Annotated in this window: 13 protein-coding genes; 7 read left to right on the forward strand and 6 right to left on the reverse strand. The window is 61.7% G+C overall.

The window, feature by feature from the left end; all coding sequences use genetic code 11:
* The first annotated feature begins 112 nt into the window (after positions 1–112).
* From ACIPQ1_RS21000 to fabB, 5 genes are all read left to right on the forward strand, one after another.
* Positions 113–2,236, forward strand: coding sequence for a TonB-dependent receptor plug domain-containing protein (locus ACIPQ1_RS21000; protein ID WP_411385318.1), 2,124 nt, complete (start codon positions 113–115; stop codon positions 2,234–2,236).
* The gene (locus ACIPQ1_RS21005) at positions 2,237–3,169 is read left to right on the forward strand and encodes an ABC transporter substrate-binding protein (protein ID WP_411385319.1); all 933 of its coding nucleotides are present in this window, start codon (positions 2,237–2,239) and stop codon (positions 3,167–3,169) included.
* Positions 3,166–5,073: an ATP-binding protein gene (locus ACIPQ1_RS21010; protein WP_250964739.1), complete on the forward strand. Its 1,908-nt coding sequence runs from the start codon at positions 3,166–3,168 to the stop codon at positions 5,071–5,073. Before ACIPQ1_RS21005 ends, ACIPQ1_RS21010 begins: the two co-directional genes overlap by 4 nt.
* 248 nt (positions 5,074–5,321) lie before the next feature.
* Positions 5,322–5,837, forward strand: coding sequence for a 3-hydroxyacyl-[acyl-carrier-protein] dehydratase FabA (gene fabA, locus ACIPQ1_RS21015; protein ID WP_003204400.1), 516 nt, complete (start codon positions 5,322–5,324; stop codon positions 5,835–5,837).
* A gap of 11 nt (positions 5,838–5,848) precedes the next feature.
* Positions 5,849–7,069, forward strand: coding sequence for a beta-ketoacyl-ACP synthase I (gene fabB, locus ACIPQ1_RS21020; protein WP_411385320.1), 1,221 nt, complete (start codon positions 5,849–5,851; stop codon positions 7,067–7,069).
* 280 nt (positions 7,070–7,349) lie between these two features.
* Here fabB and ACIPQ1_RS21025 read toward each other — a convergent pair whose 3' ends face one another.
* Together ACIPQ1_RS21025 and ACIPQ1_RS21030 are read right to left on the reverse strand one after the other, a co-directional pair.
* Entirely contained in the window at positions 7,350–7,814 is a 465-nt protein-coding gene (locus ACIPQ1_RS21025) for a DUF3859 domain-containing protein (protein WP_446534720.1), read from the reverse strand.
* Positions 7,815–8,093: 279 nt separating this feature from the next.
* Positions 8,094–9,110 carry an amidohydrolase family protein gene (locus ACIPQ1_RS21030; protein ID WP_411387544.1) on the reverse strand — a complete coding sequence of 339 codons (1,017 nt, stop codon included), beginning with the start codon at positions 9,108–9,110 and terminating at the stop codon, positions 8,094–8,096.
* A gap of 120 nt (positions 9,111–9,230) precedes the next feature.
* Here ACIPQ1_RS21030 and ACIPQ1_RS21035 point away from each other — a divergent pair, with 120 nt between their 5' ends.
* Positions 9,231–10,091 (forward strand): pirin family protein, encoded by an 861-nt coding sequence (locus ACIPQ1_RS21035; RefSeq protein WP_411385321.1) that lies wholly within the window; start codon positions 9,231–9,233, stop codon positions 10,089–10,091.
* A 125-nt stretch (positions 10,092–10,216) separates the two neighbouring features.
* Here the strand turns inward: ACIPQ1_RS21035 and ACIPQ1_RS21040 are convergent, their stop codons facing one another.
* The 4 genes from ACIPQ1_RS21040 to ACIPQ1_RS21055 all read right to left on the reverse strand — a co-directional run bounded on the left by ACIPQ1_RS21040 (position 10,217) and on the right by ACIPQ1_RS21055 (position 14,018).
* Positions 10,217–10,945, reverse strand: coding sequence for a dienelactone hydrolase family protein (locus ACIPQ1_RS21040; protein WP_446534721.1), 729 nt, complete (start codon positions 10,943–10,945; stop codon positions 10,217–10,219).
* A 146-nt stretch (positions 10,946–11,091) separates the two neighbouring features.
* Positions 11,092–12,996 (reverse strand): molecular chaperone HtpG, encoded by a 1,905-nt coding sequence (gene htpG / locus ACIPQ1_RS21045; RefSeq protein WP_060743152.1) that lies wholly within the window; start codon positions 12,994–12,996, stop codon positions 11,092–11,094.
* An 87-nt stretch (positions 12,997–13,083) separates the two neighbouring features.
* Entirely contained in the window at positions 13,084–13,545 is a 462-nt protein-coding gene (locus ACIPQ1_RS21050) for a PaaI family thioesterase (RefSeq protein ID WP_411385323.1), read from the reverse strand.
* The gene (locus ACIPQ1_RS21055; protein WP_411387545.1) at positions 13,542–14,018 is read right to left on the reverse strand and encodes a PaaI family thioesterase; all 477 of its coding nucleotides are present in this window, start codon (positions 14,016–14,018) and stop codon (positions 13,542–13,544) included. Before ACIPQ1_RS21055 ends, ACIPQ1_RS21050 begins: the two co-directional genes overlap by 4 nt.
* 157 nt (positions 14,019–14,175) lie before the next feature.
* Here ACIPQ1_RS21055 and ACIPQ1_RS21060 point away from each other — a divergent pair, with 157 nt between their 5' ends.
* The gene (locus ACIPQ1_RS21060) at positions 14,176–14,430 is read left to right on the forward strand and encodes a hypothetical protein (RefSeq protein WP_024617135.1); all 255 of its coding nucleotides are present in this window, start codon (positions 14,176–14,178) and stop codon (positions 14,428–14,430) included.
* Positions 14,431–14,485: the final 55 nt, after the last annotated feature.

Raw genomic sequence — 14,485 nt, forward strand, 5'->3', positions numbered from 1 at the left:
CAGCTGTAGGAAGCTGACCACCAATTCCTAGGAAAATGCTGTCAACGTGAATGGAAAAGTCGTTCAGCTCAGTTAACATGCCCGTCATCCGTCCATTCTCATAGGCTGTGCCGTGTCCGTTGGCCCTTCCCGCTCAGGTTCGTCCCTGCTCTTGGCACTGATCATCAGCCCGCCAGTGCTGGCCGACGACTTGTTCGTCGACAGCCAGCCCCTGCCCCAGGTACTGACGGCCACGCGCCTGAAGCAATCGCCGGCGGCGGTGCCAGGCAGCATGACCGTGCTCGACAGCGAGCTGATCAAGGCCAGCGGCGCCCGGGACATCAGCGAATTGCTGCGCCTGGTACCGGGCATGATGGTCGGCAACATCACCGGCAACCAGGCCGCCGTGAACTACCACGGCACCAACGCCAGCGAAGCGCGGCGCATGCAAGTGCTGATCGACGGCCGCTCGGTGTACCGCGCCGGCCTGGCCACCGTGGACTGGAGCGATATTCCGGTGGCCATGGAAGACATCGAGCGGATCGAAGTCTTCCGCGGCCCCAACACCGTCAGCTATGGCGCCAACGCGCTGATGGCGGTGGTCAACATCATCACCCGCGCCCCGGCCGACAGCCATGGCACCCGGTTGAAAATCACCCGGGGCCAGCGTGGCATCAGTGACTGGTACGCCAGCCAGGGCAGCGGCTGGGAAGGCGGCGACCTGCGGTTGTCGCTGTCCGGCCAGGAGGACGATGGCTTTGACAGCGACCGCAACGGTGCCGACTACCGCGACAGTCGCCGCCTGAATCGCTTCAATCTGTCCGTCAGCCAGACCCTGGACGAACGGCAGAGCATCGACTGGCAATTGAACGCCAAGGACGGGACCAACCAGCGACCTTATACCTACCGTCCTGTGTTCGCCGGGATTACCGCCGCTGGGGATAATTCCGACGTCATCGCCAAGGACTATGCCGGCTCACTGCGCTGGAACCTGGACCTGAATCCCGATCACAGCCTTTATGTACAGGGCTCGATCCAGCACTGGGATCGCCAACAGACCTGGCGCGCCTGTGACGCCGAGGTGTCTTTCAGCCCGCAACTGACCGACCTGTGGCAGCTCAACCCCAACTATGCCGAGAAGCTGGCGCGCAATATCCCCAGCTATACCAGCATCGGCGCGCCACCCGGCACGCCACGGGAACAGGCGTTGGCCAACCAGGTGCTCGATCAGTGGCGCAACGGCGCCTCGCGGACCCTGTGCGGCGATATCGACCAGAGCGCCCGGGAATCGCGCTACGACCTGGAGATCCAGGACACCCTGAGCCTGTCCGACAGCCTGCGACTGGTCACCGGCGCCAATTATCGCTACGACCGGGCCGACTCGGAGACGTACTTCAACGGCACCCTGGACGACACCACCTGGCGCCTGTTCGGCCAGCTCGAATGGCGGGCTACCGAGCATTGGCTGTTGCAGGGTGGCGCGATGTTCGAGGACACCCGCCTGACCGGCAACTCGCTGACCCCGCGGGTCGCGGTCAACTACCTGATCACGCCGCGCCACGGCCTGCGGGCGGTGTACTCCGAAGCCGTGCGCTCGCCGGACATGTTCGAGAACAACGTCAACTGGAGCTACCAGGTCACCAACCTGCAGCCTGCCGCCTTCGGCCAGAACAGTGCCCGTTATTTCGTCCGGACCCGCGGCCCGGGCAACCTGGAGCAAGAGCACATGCGCTCTCGGGAACTGGGCTACAACGGTTATTTCGTGGACGTGGGCCTGGCGGTCGACGTGAAGCTGTTCCATGACGAAATCACCGGCATGATCAGCGAGCCGCTGCGCAACAATCAGTACATCGCCAGCAATGCCAACGAATCACAGTTCTCCGGGATCGAGACCCAGTTCGACTGGCGCATGACCAGCGCCGACCGTCTGCGCCTGACCTATGCCTATGTCGACGCCCAGGCCAGCAACCCCCTCGACGAACAACTGACCGCCCGCAACAGCGGTTCGGCCGGCTGGCTACGGGACTGGGGCCAGGGCTGGAACAGTGCGCTGTTCTACTACGCCGCCGACGACCTCAACGGTTATCGCTTCGAACGGGTCGACACCCGCCTCGCCCGGCGCATTCCCCTGGGCAAGGCCAGCCTGGAACTGGCGGGCGTGCTGCAACAGCGCCTGGACAACCAGCCCATGACCTTCGTCGACAACCGCTACGACTCCCGCCATGTGGTGTACTTCAGCGCGGAGCTATCGTTCTAGATGTCCCGGCGCCGCCCCCGCAAGACGCCATTTCATGGCCGCCTGACGCTGGCCCTGTGCCTGGTGTTTGCCGGCTGGCTGGCAACCCTCCAGGCCCGGGCCGCCGAGATCCTGTTGACCGGCGCCGAGGACAGCCCCGGCGTACAGTCTTTCACCCAGGCCCTGAAAACCTTGCGCCCCGAAGACAGCGTACGTTTTACGCCACTGGCCAACCTGCCGACGCCGGACAGGTTGCCGGACACTGTGCGCCTGGTCCTGCTTGACCTGCCCAGCCTGGAGTGGCGCCTGCAAGACGCACGGGGCCCGGCCACCCTGGTCCTGCGCATCAGCCGCCAGCAAGCCCGCGACCGCCTGGGCGATGCAACGCCCGCGCACCTCAGCCTGCTGTGGAGCGATCCACCGATGGCGCGGCAACTGCGGCTGATCCGCACCATCCTGCCGCAAGTGCGACGGGTCGGCGTGTTGTACGACGCCCACAGTGAGTTCCTGCTCAAGGACCTCCAACAAGCCGCGACACCGCTGGGCCTGGTCATCGTCAGCGAACGTTGGGACGACACCAGCGACAGCCGTCCCCTGCAAAACCTGCTGGGCCAAAGCGATGTGCTGCTGGGCCTGGATGACCCCGACTTGTACAACCCCAAGACCGTGAAGAACCTGTTGCTCAGCAGCTATGCCCGGCAACGCGCGCTGATCGGGCCCAGTGCCGCATTCGTCAAGGCCGGCAGCCTGGCCAGCACCTACAGCGACCAACAAGACTGGCTGGCGATTCTCGACGACCTGCTTGACCGCCCCGCCACGACCTGGCCGCGCACATTGTATCCGGACCGCTTCAAAGTCCTGGGCAACCGGCAGGTCTCCCGCTCGCTGGGGATCGAACCGATTGACGCCGAATCCGTCGCGGCAACGTTGGCCGAAGGAGAACACCGCCCATGACCTTGCGTCGCCGTTGGGACATCAACACCCGCACCCAGCTCATCGCCCTCGGCCCGGCGTTGCTGCTGACCTTGTTGCTGATCACTTTCTTTACCTTCGTGCGGATCCAGGACTTGCGCCAGGAGCTCAATCACACTGGGCAACTGATCGCCAACCAACTGGCCCCCGCCACGGAATACGGAGTGATTTCCGGCAACAAAGAGGTGCTCGAAAGCCTGCTCACCGCAACCCTGGCGACCCCACACGTGCGCTTCCTGGAAGTCCAGGACAGCGCCGACAAGGTCCTGGTGTATGTCGAACAACCCGAGCAGGTCCACAGCCGTGCCCAGCAGATCGACGTCTTCCAGGCCCCGGTGCGCCTGCAGCGCATTGCCCTGAACAATGATTTCCTGCAAGGCAACAGCACCGCCATGGAGGCGTCCGGCGAGGATTACCTGGGCCGCGTGATCGTCGGTATGTCCAGCGACGCCTTCAGCCAGCGGCAACAGGAAATCCTGTTCAAGGCCGCGATCCTGGCGTTGTTCGCCCTGCTGTTCACCTTCCTGGTGGCGCGCCGGCTGGCGACCAGCCTGTCCCGGCCGATCCGCGACATCGGCAACGCGGTCAAGGCTATCCAGCAAGGCGACTACAGCACCCCGCTGCCCATCGTCGATGACACCGAACTGGGTGCCCTGTCGCGGCACATCAACAACCTGGCCGACGGCCTGGAACAAGCCAGCCGCGAACAGCAGCAGGCCATGGCGCAGTTGATCAAGACCCGCGAAGAGGCGGAAAAAGCCAACAGCGCCAAGTCCGAGTTCCTGGCGATGATGAGCCATGAACTGCGCACGCCCATGAACGGCGTACTGGGCATGTTGCAGTTGCTGGAAACCACCCGCATGACCGACGAGCAGCACGAGTACACGGCGTTGGCTTCGGAATCCACCGAACACCTGTTGAAGGTGATCAACGACATCCTCGACTTCTCGCGCATCGAGCGCTCGGCCCTGGAACTGGAGCACATCCCGTTCAACCTGGCCGAACTGGTGGGCAGTTGCGCGCAGTCTTTCCAGCACAGCGCCGCGCAGCGCAAGCTGGGCCTGGACCTGCTGGTCCCGGACGACATGCAGGCCTTGCAGGTCCAGGGCGATCCGACGCGGATCCGGCAGATCCTGGTGAACCTGATCGGCAACGCGCTGAAATTCACCGAGCAAGGCCGTGTCACCGTGCAATGCCAATGGCAGGCCCTGGACCACGAACTGCTGTGGTTCACCTGCACGGTGCGCGACAGTGGCATCGGCATCCCCGCCGAGAGCCTGGAGCGCATGTTCGATGCCTTCCAGCAGGCCGACAATTCGATTTCCCGGCGCTACGGCGGCACAGGCCTGGGCCTGCCGATCGCCCGCACCCTGGCCGAACGCATGGGCGGGACGCTGCGGGCCCAGAGCGAAGAAGGCCAAGGCTCGGTGTTCACTCTCGAGATTCCGCTGGCCCTGTCGCGCCAGACACCAGCGACCCTGGTGCCGCGCCTGCCTATCGGCAGCGGCAGCGGCGATGGCGAAGGCCGCAACGTGTTGCTGGTGGAAGACAATCCGGTCAACCAGACGGTGGTCGAAGCCATGCTGCGCAGCCTGGGCTTCACCGTCAGCATCGCCACCGATGGCGCCCAGGCCGTACGCAGCGCCGAGAGCCTGATTTTCGAAGCGATCCTCATGGATTGCCGGTTGCCCATCATCGATGGCTACGAAGCCACGCGGCAGATCCGCCAGTTGCCGGGTTGCGACCAGGTGCCGATCATCGCCCTGACGGCCAACGCCTTGCAGGGCGACCGCGAAGCCTGCCTCGCGGCGGGCATGAACGATTACCTGGCCAAGCCGTTCAAAAGGAACGAACTGCAACAGATTCTGCAGCGCTGGGTGAATTAGAACAGCTCGCCAGACCATCTGTGACTGGCGTGAAAGGCGAAAGTGCGGCAGTCTTAGGCACCCGAACGAGCCTCGATTGGGGCTTGAATAAAAATTTCAGTGCACAGGTGTACATTCATTTCCCGTGTGCTGTGACTTTCACTACAACGCAATAGTCTATGAGTAGGCTGTCGATTCGAGGCATGAACGCTTCGATCGGCCGGGAAGATTTGCCCCACCCTGCCGCATGGGACTATTGAGGAGCTCGCATGACCAAACAAAACGCCTTTACCCGGGAAGATCTGCTGCGCTGCAGTCGCGGTGAGCTGTTCGGCCCAGGTAACGCGCAACTGCCCGCCCCGAACATGCTGATGGTGGATCGCATCACCCATATCAGCGAAGAGGGTGGCAAGTACGGCAAAGGTGAATTGGTCGCCGAGCTGGATATCACTCCGGACCTGTGGTTCTTCGCCTGCCACTTCGAAGGCGATCCGGTAATGCCGGGCTGCCTGGGCCTGGACGCCATGTGGCAACTGGTCGGTTTTTTCCTCGGCTGGCAAGGCCTGCCAGGTCGCGGTCGCGCCCTGGGTTCGGGCGAAGTGAAGTTCTTTGGTCAGGTCCTGCCGACCGCCAAGAAAATCACCTATAACATTCATATCAAACGCGTCCTCAAGGGCAAGCTGAACATGGCCATTGCCGATGGTTCGGTTGCCGTGGACGGTCGCGAGATCTACACCGCCGAAGGCCTCCGGGTCGGCGTTTTCACCTCCACTGACAACTTCTAAGGGTTATCCGCATGCGCCGCGTCGTTATCACTGGTCTGGGCATCGTTTCGTGCCTGGGCAATGACAAAGAGACCGTCTCCGCTAACCTGCGTGCAAGTCGCCCTGGCATCCGGTTCAACCCGGAATATGCCGAAATGGGTCTGCGTAGCCAGGTTTCCGGCTCCATTGACCTCAACCTCGAAGAACTGATCGATCGCAAGATCTACCGTTTCGTCGGCCATGCGGCGGCCTACGCCTACCTGGCCATGAAGGACGCCATCGCTGACTCCGGCCTGACCGACGAGCAGGTGTCCAACGTGCGGACCGGCCTGGTCGCCGGCTCCGGCGGTGCCTCCACCTTGAACCAGATGGAAGCGCTGGACATCCTGCGCGAAAAAGGCGTCAAGCGTGTCGGCCCGTACCGCGTCACCCGGACCATGGGCAGCACCGTTTCGGCCTGCCTGGCCACGCCATTCAAGATCAAGGGCCTGAACTACTCGATCTCCTCCGCTTGCGCCACCAGTGCCCACTGCATTGGTACCGCTGTCGAGCAGATCCAGATGGGCAAGCAGGACATCGTGTTCGCCGGCGGCGGTGAAGAAGAACATTGGAGCCAGTCGTTCCTGTTCGACGCCATGGGCGCCCTGTCCAGCAAGCGCAACGACACGCCAGAAAAAGCTTCCCGTGCCTACGATGCCGACCGTGACGGCTTCGTCATCGCTGGCGGCGGCGGCATGGTCGTGGTCGAGGAGCTGGAACACGCCCTGGCCCGTGGTGCGAAGATCTACGCGGAAATCGTCGGCTACGGCGCCACGTCCGATGGCTACGACATGGTCGCGCCAAGCGGCGAAGGTGCGGTGCGCTGCATGCAAATGGCCATGTCCACCGTCGACGCACCGATCGACTACCTGAACACCCACGGCACCTCGACCCCGGTCGGCGACGTCGCGGAAATGAAGGGTGTGCGCGAAGTGTTCGGCGACAAGGCCCCGGCCATCAGCTCCACCAAGAGCCTGTCGGGTCACTCCCTGGGCGCCGCCGGCGTTCACGAAGCGATCTACTGCATGCTGATGATGGAAGGCAACTTCATGGCCGGTTCGGCCAACATCGACGAACTGGACCCGGAAGTGGCCGACCTGCCCATCCTGACCAAGACTCGCGAAAACGCCACCATCAATACCGTGATGAGCAACAGCTTCGGCTTCGGTGGCACCAACGCCACCCTGGTGATGAAGCGCTGGCAGGGCGCGTAGGAGCTGCCGCAGGCTGCGATCTTTTAAAGCGAAAGATCGCAGGCTTCGCCAGCTCCTACAGGAGCCAACAAAAAACGCCCCGACTGGTTCGGGGCGTTTTTTTGCCTGCTCACATAAAAAAGTTCTGTGGGTATGCCCTTGTGGAAGCGAGCTTGCTCGCGATAGCGGTTCGACAGTCAATGACAGTGTTGAATGTCACTCCGCCTTCGCGAGCAAGCTCGCTCCCACAGGTTTTTCTGACCTCACTCCTACACAAGCCGGCTCCCACAGTTGACGCCATTCAGCGCACGACAAACCGCTGCTGCGTCAGCAGCCGATCACCCTGGAACACCATGAACCGCCACTCTCCCGGCACCACTTCGTGGCTTTCGGTGAATTCGTAGGCCATGACATCCTGGGGTGCGCCGGGCACCAGTTTCTGGATGACCTCGAACTTGTCGTGGCGCACGCCATCGGGGGTGCGGATGCCGGGAGTGAAGTACAACAGGGTCAACGGCTGGTCGTCAGCAACCTTGCCAGCCAACTGATAGCGCATGCCGAATTTGGTGCCCAGCTTCGCCGGTACGCTCTCGGTCTGGCGGATCTGCTCGTTGCTGCGCCGCAGGACCCGCTCGCCCGATTGCAACTCAGCCTGGGGCCCTTCAAAGACACCGTACTCCACCGGGCCTTCGACACGAACTTCCGCCTGGGCCAGGCCGTAGGTCAACAACAGCGCGACCAGTGCGCTTGATCGGGTGAGGTGCATAGTGCGCTCCTTGATTGAGATGAGCGCGAGGGTATGACGCGGGAGTGACAGGCTGATGACAAAGCGATGTTGGCCAGGCCAGCTATGGCCCGGAGATAGGGTTGCCCCTGTGGCGAGGGAGCTTGCTCCCGCTCGACTCTGTAGGAGCTGGCGAAGCCTGCGATCTTTTGATCTTTCACTTGAGAAGACTCAAGTGACCGGGAAAAGATCGCAGCCTCGCTCCGCTCGACAGCTCCTACAGGCCCAGCGGGAGCAAGCTCCCTCGCCACAACAGCGGGCTTAGCGGGCCACTGAGCGGGGCAGCACCGCCAGGAAGTTATCCCGCGCCACTCTCCTCGCCACGTCTTGCGGCAAGGCATCGAGGAACGGATCGAAGCTGCGCAGTTCCTCACCCAACTTGTTGAAACGCCCAACCACATCCGACCCCACCATGAAACGCTCAGGAAAGCGCTCCACCAGCTTTACCCACTCAACCCGAGGCTTGCCCGCCTCATCCAGCAAGTACGGCGTGAGTACGCTCCAGGACAGGTCGACGTAGAGATTGGGGTAGGCCTCGAGCAGGCGGGTCAGGGTCGGCAGCAGAAAATCCAAGCGGGTCTGGTGACGATGGATTTCCATGCTGGTGCCGGCATGGGCCCAGATGAAGCGCGTATGCGGGTGATTGCGCAACGGTTCCTCGATTTCCGCCAGGTACAGCGGATTTTTCTCACGCTTGGACGTGATGTTGGAATGCAGCATCACCGGCAGGTCGTTCTCCGCCGCCAGGTGATAGATCCGCGTCATGGCTTCGTTGTTGGCCCGTGGCGTGTCGCCCGAGGTCAGCGCCGTCAGGTCGTCATGGCGGGTGAAGACTTCACCGATGCCTTGCCACAAACCCGGATAGAGATCGAGCATGCGCTGGATGTGGGCGGCGGAGTTCTTGTCGTTGGGATTGAAGCCCGACAAGAACGGATGGAAGTGCTGGCGCTGTTCGTCGGTCAGCTTGCTCACTGCCGCGGCGACAATCACATCGGTGGCACTGTACCAATAGGCGTCCGCGTCATCACCGGCGTAATAACGCGGACGCTTGGGCTCGTCCTCATGCCATTTCTTGGCCACCGGCACGCCGGAAATCATCACATGCTCAATGCGATTGTCCGCCATCGCCTGGAGCAAGCTGGGCATGCCGGCGCTTTCCTGGAAGAAATCGACGTAATGCAGGTGCGCATCGCTGTAGGCATATTCGCGGGCCATGGCGGCGGCGCTCGAAACGACCAACAGCCAGGCAAGGATCAAACGGGTCAAAGGCACGGGCAGTCTCCAGAAGCCATGAACAGCGTAGACCCTCGCCGTCCCGCCTGGGTTCAAGGCGCATGTGCAGTGTCTGCCGGCGGCGGGTTATGCTTCGGCCAACCGTTGTTCAACCTGGAAGACAACATGAGCACCCTCCTGACCGTTCGTCCCCGCGCCGAAGACGTCGAAGGCCAGCCGATTCTTCGTCCGCTGCCGTCCGCCAAATGCCGCAGCGTCGGGCCTTTCGTGTTTTTCGATCATATGCTGCCAACCACCTACCCGGCCGGCAAAGGCATGAACATCCGCCAGCATCCACACATTGGCCTGTCCACCCTCACCTACCTGTTCGAAGGCAAACTCCAGCACAAGGACAGCCTGGGCTCCGACCAGGTGGTGGACGCTGGCGATGTCAGCTGGATGACCGCCGGCAGCGCCATCGCCCACGTCGAGCGCACCCCGGAGTCATTGCTGGGCAGCCCTTTCGCCATGCACGGGTTGCAAGTCTGGCTGGCCTCGCCCAAGTCCCACGAACAGGGCCCGGGGCACTACAGCCATCACCCCGCCCAGAGCCTGCCGGTCAGTGAGAACCTGGGGATCAGCATCCGCATGATCGCCGGGGCAGGCTTTTGCCTGGAATCCCCGGTACCGGTGCTGTCGCCAACGCTGTACGCCGAGTTGAACCTGCAGACCGCAACGACCTTGCTGATTCCCACCGAGCATGAAGAACGGGCGCTGTATGTGCTCAGTGGCGAGGCGTTATTGGAGGGTGAGCCGGTAGAAGCCCATTCCCTGGTGATATTGCCAGCCGGGGAAGAAATGACACTGTTTGCCGACAGCGATTGCCATGCCGTGCTGTTCGGCGGCGCGCCCCTGGACGGGCCGCGGCGGATGAACTGGAATTTCGTTTCCAGCGACCCGGCCCGGATCGATGAAGCCCGCCGGCGCTGGGCGGCTGGGGACTGGCCGAAAGTGCCGGGGGAAAGCGAGCGGATCGAGCAGCCCTAGCTTCATGACACCCTGTGGCGAGGGAGCTTGCTCCCGCTCGGTTGCGCAGCAACCGCAGAAACAGAGGGGCCGCTGCGCAGCCCAGCGGGAGCAAGCTCCCTCGCCACAGGTCCTACTTGAAGCATTCAGCCCTTGAACACTTCATCCAACAAGTTATGCATCGAGCGGAACGCCCGCCCGGCGACCTTGGCGTCGTACATCATCTTGCCCGGCACGTTGGCCTGCGGATCAGTGAACGAGTGCACCGCACCGCCGTAGCTCAGCAACTGCCAATCCACCCCGGCGGCGTTCATTTCCTCTTCAAAGGCCGGTAGCTGCTCTTTCGGCACCAGCGGGTCGGAAGCGCCATGCATCACCAGCACCGCGCCCTTGATGTTCTGCGCATCGGCCGGGTTCGGTGTATCCAGGGTGCCGTGGAAGGAAATCGCGGCCTTGAGCGGTGCGCCGGTGCGAGCCAGTTCCAATGAACAGCAACCACCGAAGCAGAAGCCGAACGTGGCCAGTTTCGCTGTATCGACCTCGGCTTCGCGCTGGCTTTGCAACCGCTCGAACGCGGCCTGCATACGCTTGCGCAACAACGCCCGGTCGTTCTTGAGAGGCATCATCGCCGCCCCCGCCTCATCGGCATTGGTCGGGCGCACCGTTTGCCCATACAAGTCGGCGATCAGCACCACATAACCGTTGGCCGCCACTGACTTGGCAATGTCCTCGGCACCCGCCCCGACCCCCATCCAGTTCGGCGCCATCAACAAACCCGGGCGCGGGCCCTGCTGGTTAATGTCGAAGGCCAGGCGCCCTTCATAACTTTGACCATCGATCTGATAGACCAGCGAACGAACCGTAACCTGACTCATGACGGACTCCTCTCGATGAAACATTCAAGAAGCCCTTGTGGGAGCGAGCTTGCTCGCGATTTCGGTCCAACATTCAACAGATGCGTTGACTGCTCTACCGTCATCGCGAGCAAGCTCGCTCCCACAAGGGACTTTCCAGCGTCAGATCAAGCTGACAGCTCAACCAACAGCTTGTTCAGGCGACGCACATACGCCGCCGGGTCCTTCAGGCTGTCGCCAGCCGCCAGGGCCGCCTGGTCGAACAGGATGTGCGACAGATCGCCGAAACGCTCTTCGCTCTGCTCGTTGTCGAGTTTTTCCACCAGCGGGTGGGCCGGGTTGAATTCGAAGATCGGCTTGGAGTCCGGGACTTTCTGGCCGCTGGCTTCGAGGATCTGGCGCATTTGCAGGCCCAGGTCCTGCTCACCGATGGCCAGGATCGCCGGGGAGTCGGTCAGGCGGTGCGAGACACGCACTTCGCTGACAGCGTCGCCCAGGGCGGTCTTGATCCGCTCGACCAGGCCTTCCTTGCTCTTGGCGACTTCTTCGGCGGCTTTCTTGTCTTCTTCCGAATCCAGGTTGCCAAGGTCCAGGTCACCCCGGGCCACATCGACGAAGCTCTTGCCGTCGAACTCGTTGAGGTAGCTCATCAGCCACTCGTCGATGCGGTCGGTCAGCAGCAGCACTTCGATGCCTTTCTTGCGGAAGACTTCCAGGTGCGGGCTGTTCTTGACCTGCGCATAGGTTTCACCGGTCAGGTAGTAGATCTTGTCCTGGCCTTCCTTGGCGCGGGCCAGGTAATCGGCCAGGCCAACAATCTGCTCGCCATCGTCACCCTGGGTCGACGCAAAGCGCAGCAGGCCGGCGATTTTCTCTTTGTTGGCGAAGTCCTCGGCCGGACCTTCCTTCATCACTTGGCCGAAGTTTTTCCAGAAGCTCTTGTACTGCTCGGGCTCGTTCTTCGCCAGTTTTTCCAGCATGTCCAGCACGCGCTTGGTCAGTGCCGACTTCATGGAGTCGATGATCGGATCTTTCTGCAGGATTTCCCGCGAAACGTTCAGCGACAAATCGTTGGAATCCACCACGCCCTTGATGAAGCGCAGGTACAGCGGCAGGAACGATTCGGCCTGGTCCATCACGAACACACGCTGCACGTACAGCTTCAAGCCCCGTGGCGCTTCGCGCTGGTACAGGTCGAACGGTGCGCGAGCCGGCACGTACAGCAGCGAGTTGTATTCCAGCTTGCCTTCGACCTTGTTATGGCTCCAGCTCAGCGGGTTCTCGTAGTCGTGGGCGATGTGCTTGTAGAACTCCTGGTATTCCTCGTCTTTCACCTCAGTGCGTGGACGGGTCCACAGGGCACTGGCGCGGTTGACGGTTTCCCACTCCACTTCAGGCTTTTCTTCGCCCTCGGCGGCGGTGACTTCCTTCGGCAGCTCGATGGGCAGCGCGATATGGTCGGAGTATTTCTTGATGATGTTGCGCAGGCGCCAACCGTCGGCGAACTCGTCTTCGCCGGACTTGAGGTGCAGCACGATGCGGGTACCGCGATCAGCTTTGTCGACGGTGGCGACTTCAAACTCGCCTTCGCCCTTGGACGACCAATGCACGCCTTCGCTCGCAGCGAGGCCGGCACGGCGGCTGAACACCTCGACCTGGTCGGCCACGATGAACGCCGAATAGAAGCCGACGCCGAATTGACCGATCAAGTGGGAATCTTTCTTCTGGTCGCCGGACAGGTTCTTCATGAAGTCGGCGGTGCCGGACTTGGCGATGGTGCCCAGGTGCGTGATCACCTCTTCGCGGCTCATGCCAATGCCGTTGTCTTCGAGGGTGACGGTTTTCGCGTCCTTGTCGAAGCTCACACGGATTTTCAGCTCGGCGCCGCCTTCCAGCAGTTCAGGCTTGGAAAGGGCTTCGAAACGTAATTTGTCGACAGCGTCAGAGGCGTTCGAAATCAGCTCGCGAAGGAAAATTTCCTTATTCGAATACAGCGAGTGAATCATCAGGTGCAGCAGTTGCTTCACCTCGGTCTGGAAGCCCAGGGTTTCCTTTTGAGTTTCCACGCTCATGGTCATCAAACTCCAAGTGGATGGTGGTGTCCGCCTCGCTGAGATTGGCGGCGGGATGTCCTCAAGGTGGGGGCGACGCGGATGATTTCAAGGGCGATCGGGTTTTGAGGGCTCCTGGATCTTGAAATGCGCCCGGGCGGTGGCGATGGGTTCGGCCTCGACGTCTTGCCAAGCGGTGATCGCGACGTTGGCGACCCGTCGGCCCTGACGCCAGACCTGGCATTTGGCGTAGGTGTCGCGAAAGTGCCCGGCGCGCAGGTAATCCAGGGAAAAGTCGATGATTTTCGGTATGCCCGGCGTGCCGGTGGCAATCAATAGATGCACCGCAGCGGCCAGCTCCATGAATCCGGCGATGACCCCGCCGTGGATGGCCGGCAGCAAAGGGTTTCCAATGTTGTCTTTGTTGGCCGGCAGGCGAAACAACAAGTCGCCGCCCTGGCGCGTGCATTCGACACCGATGAGTTGGGCATAGGGGATCGAGGCGAGCAGCAGCGCGTAGTCACCCTGCTCGCAGGCGCGGCGCAGTTGTTCCTGGGTGGTATCGGTCATGGTTGGCCCACGCTGGTTATCGGACTGGCCTTGCCCATTCCCCTGGCATGCTGGCCCAGGCGCATGAACGTGCCCACCACATGGGCGATGGGTTGTTCGGGATCGTCCTGATAGGCGAACCCCCGGGTGAAAATCACGTCCGGGGTCACCCGATAGCATTGAGCGAAGCCGTAGACGTCCTTGTGGGGCTCGGCGGCGTGCATGTAGTCGATGCGCAGGTCGAGGGTGGGGCAGACTTCGAATTGCGGCAGCACGCATAAGGTCGACATGCCGCACGCGGTGTCCATCAATGAGGTCAACGCGCCGCCGTGGATGATGCCCGTCAGGGGATTACCAACGATTTGCGGGCTGAACGGCAGGATAACCGTCAGTCCATCACGGCTGGCACTGTGCAACTTCACCCCTAGCACTTGGCAATGCCGCAGCGCGGACAGGAAGCGCGTCGCACGCTCAAAAACGGGATCTTCAACCACTTTATCAACGCCTTTCATAGGTGGGAGGCTCTACAGCGGGTGCGAGCCATAAAGTTCCGCTGCTGCGCAAAGTTATATATCTGTAGCAAAAGAGGAACTTAACCTGAAGGGGCGCGCTCAAAAGGCCAGTAGTTATTTCCATAAGGAGAAACACCCCATGCGTAAGACTTTTGCTATTGCCTTGATGTTGGCCGCTTCCCTCGGCCTCGCTGCCTGCGATAAAAAATCCGAGGACAAAGCTCAAGATGCCCAACAACACGCTGAGCAAGCTCAGCAAGACATGAACAAAGCACAGGATAAAGTGAACGACGCGGCGAAAGAAAACGCCGAAGCCGCCAAAGCTCAGTCTGAATCGAACAGTGCCGCGCAGCAGGAACAAGCTCCTGCTACTGAAGCGCCTAAAACCAACTGATACGGTTTTAGCAGTAAAAGAAAACCCGCCTGGCGCGGGTTTTCTTTTGCCTGTG

It is taken from the genome of Pseudomonas sp. LARHCG127 (genome assembly GCF_052871455.1).

Coding starts and splice junctions, on each gene's coding strand:
- ACIPQ1_RS21005 (WP_411385319.1), top strand. CDS start 2,237: ATGTCCCGGCGCCGCCCCCGCAAGACGCCATTTCATGGCCGCCTGACG.
- ACIPQ1_RS21010 (WP_250964739.1), top strand. CDS start 3,166: ATGACCTTGCGTCGCCGTTGGGACATCAACACCCGCACCCAGCTCATC.
- fabA (WP_003204400.1), top strand. CDS start 5,322: ATGACCAAACAAAACGCCTTTACCCGGGAAGATCTGCTGCGCTGCAGT.
- fabB (WP_411385320.1), top strand. CDS start 5,849: ATGCGCCGCGTCGTTATCACTGGTCTGGGCATCGTTTCGTGCCTGGGC.
- ACIPQ1_RS21025 (WP_446534720.1), bottom strand. CDS start 7,814: ATGCACCTCACCCGATCAAGCGCACTGGTCGCGCTGTTGTTGACCTAC.
- ACIPQ1_RS21035 (WP_411385321.1), top strand. CDS start 9,231: ATGAGCACCCTCCTGACCGTTCGTCCCCGCGCCGAAGACGTCGAAGGC.
- ACIPQ1_RS21040 (WP_446534721.1), bottom strand. CDS start 10,945: ATGAGTCAGGTTACGGTTCGTTCGCTGGTCTATCAGATCGATGGTCAA.
- htpG (WP_060743152.1), bottom strand. CDS start 12,996: ATGAGCGTGGAAACTCAAAAGGAAACCCTGGGCTTCCAGACCGAGGTG.
- ACIPQ1_RS21050 (WP_411385323.1), bottom strand. CDS start 13,545: ATGACCGATACCACCCAGGAACAACTGCGCCGCGCCTGCGAGCAGGGT.
- ACIPQ1_RS21060 (WP_024617135.1), top strand. CDS start 14,176: ATGCGTAAGACTTTTGCTATTGCCTTGATGTTGGCCGCTTCCCTCGGC.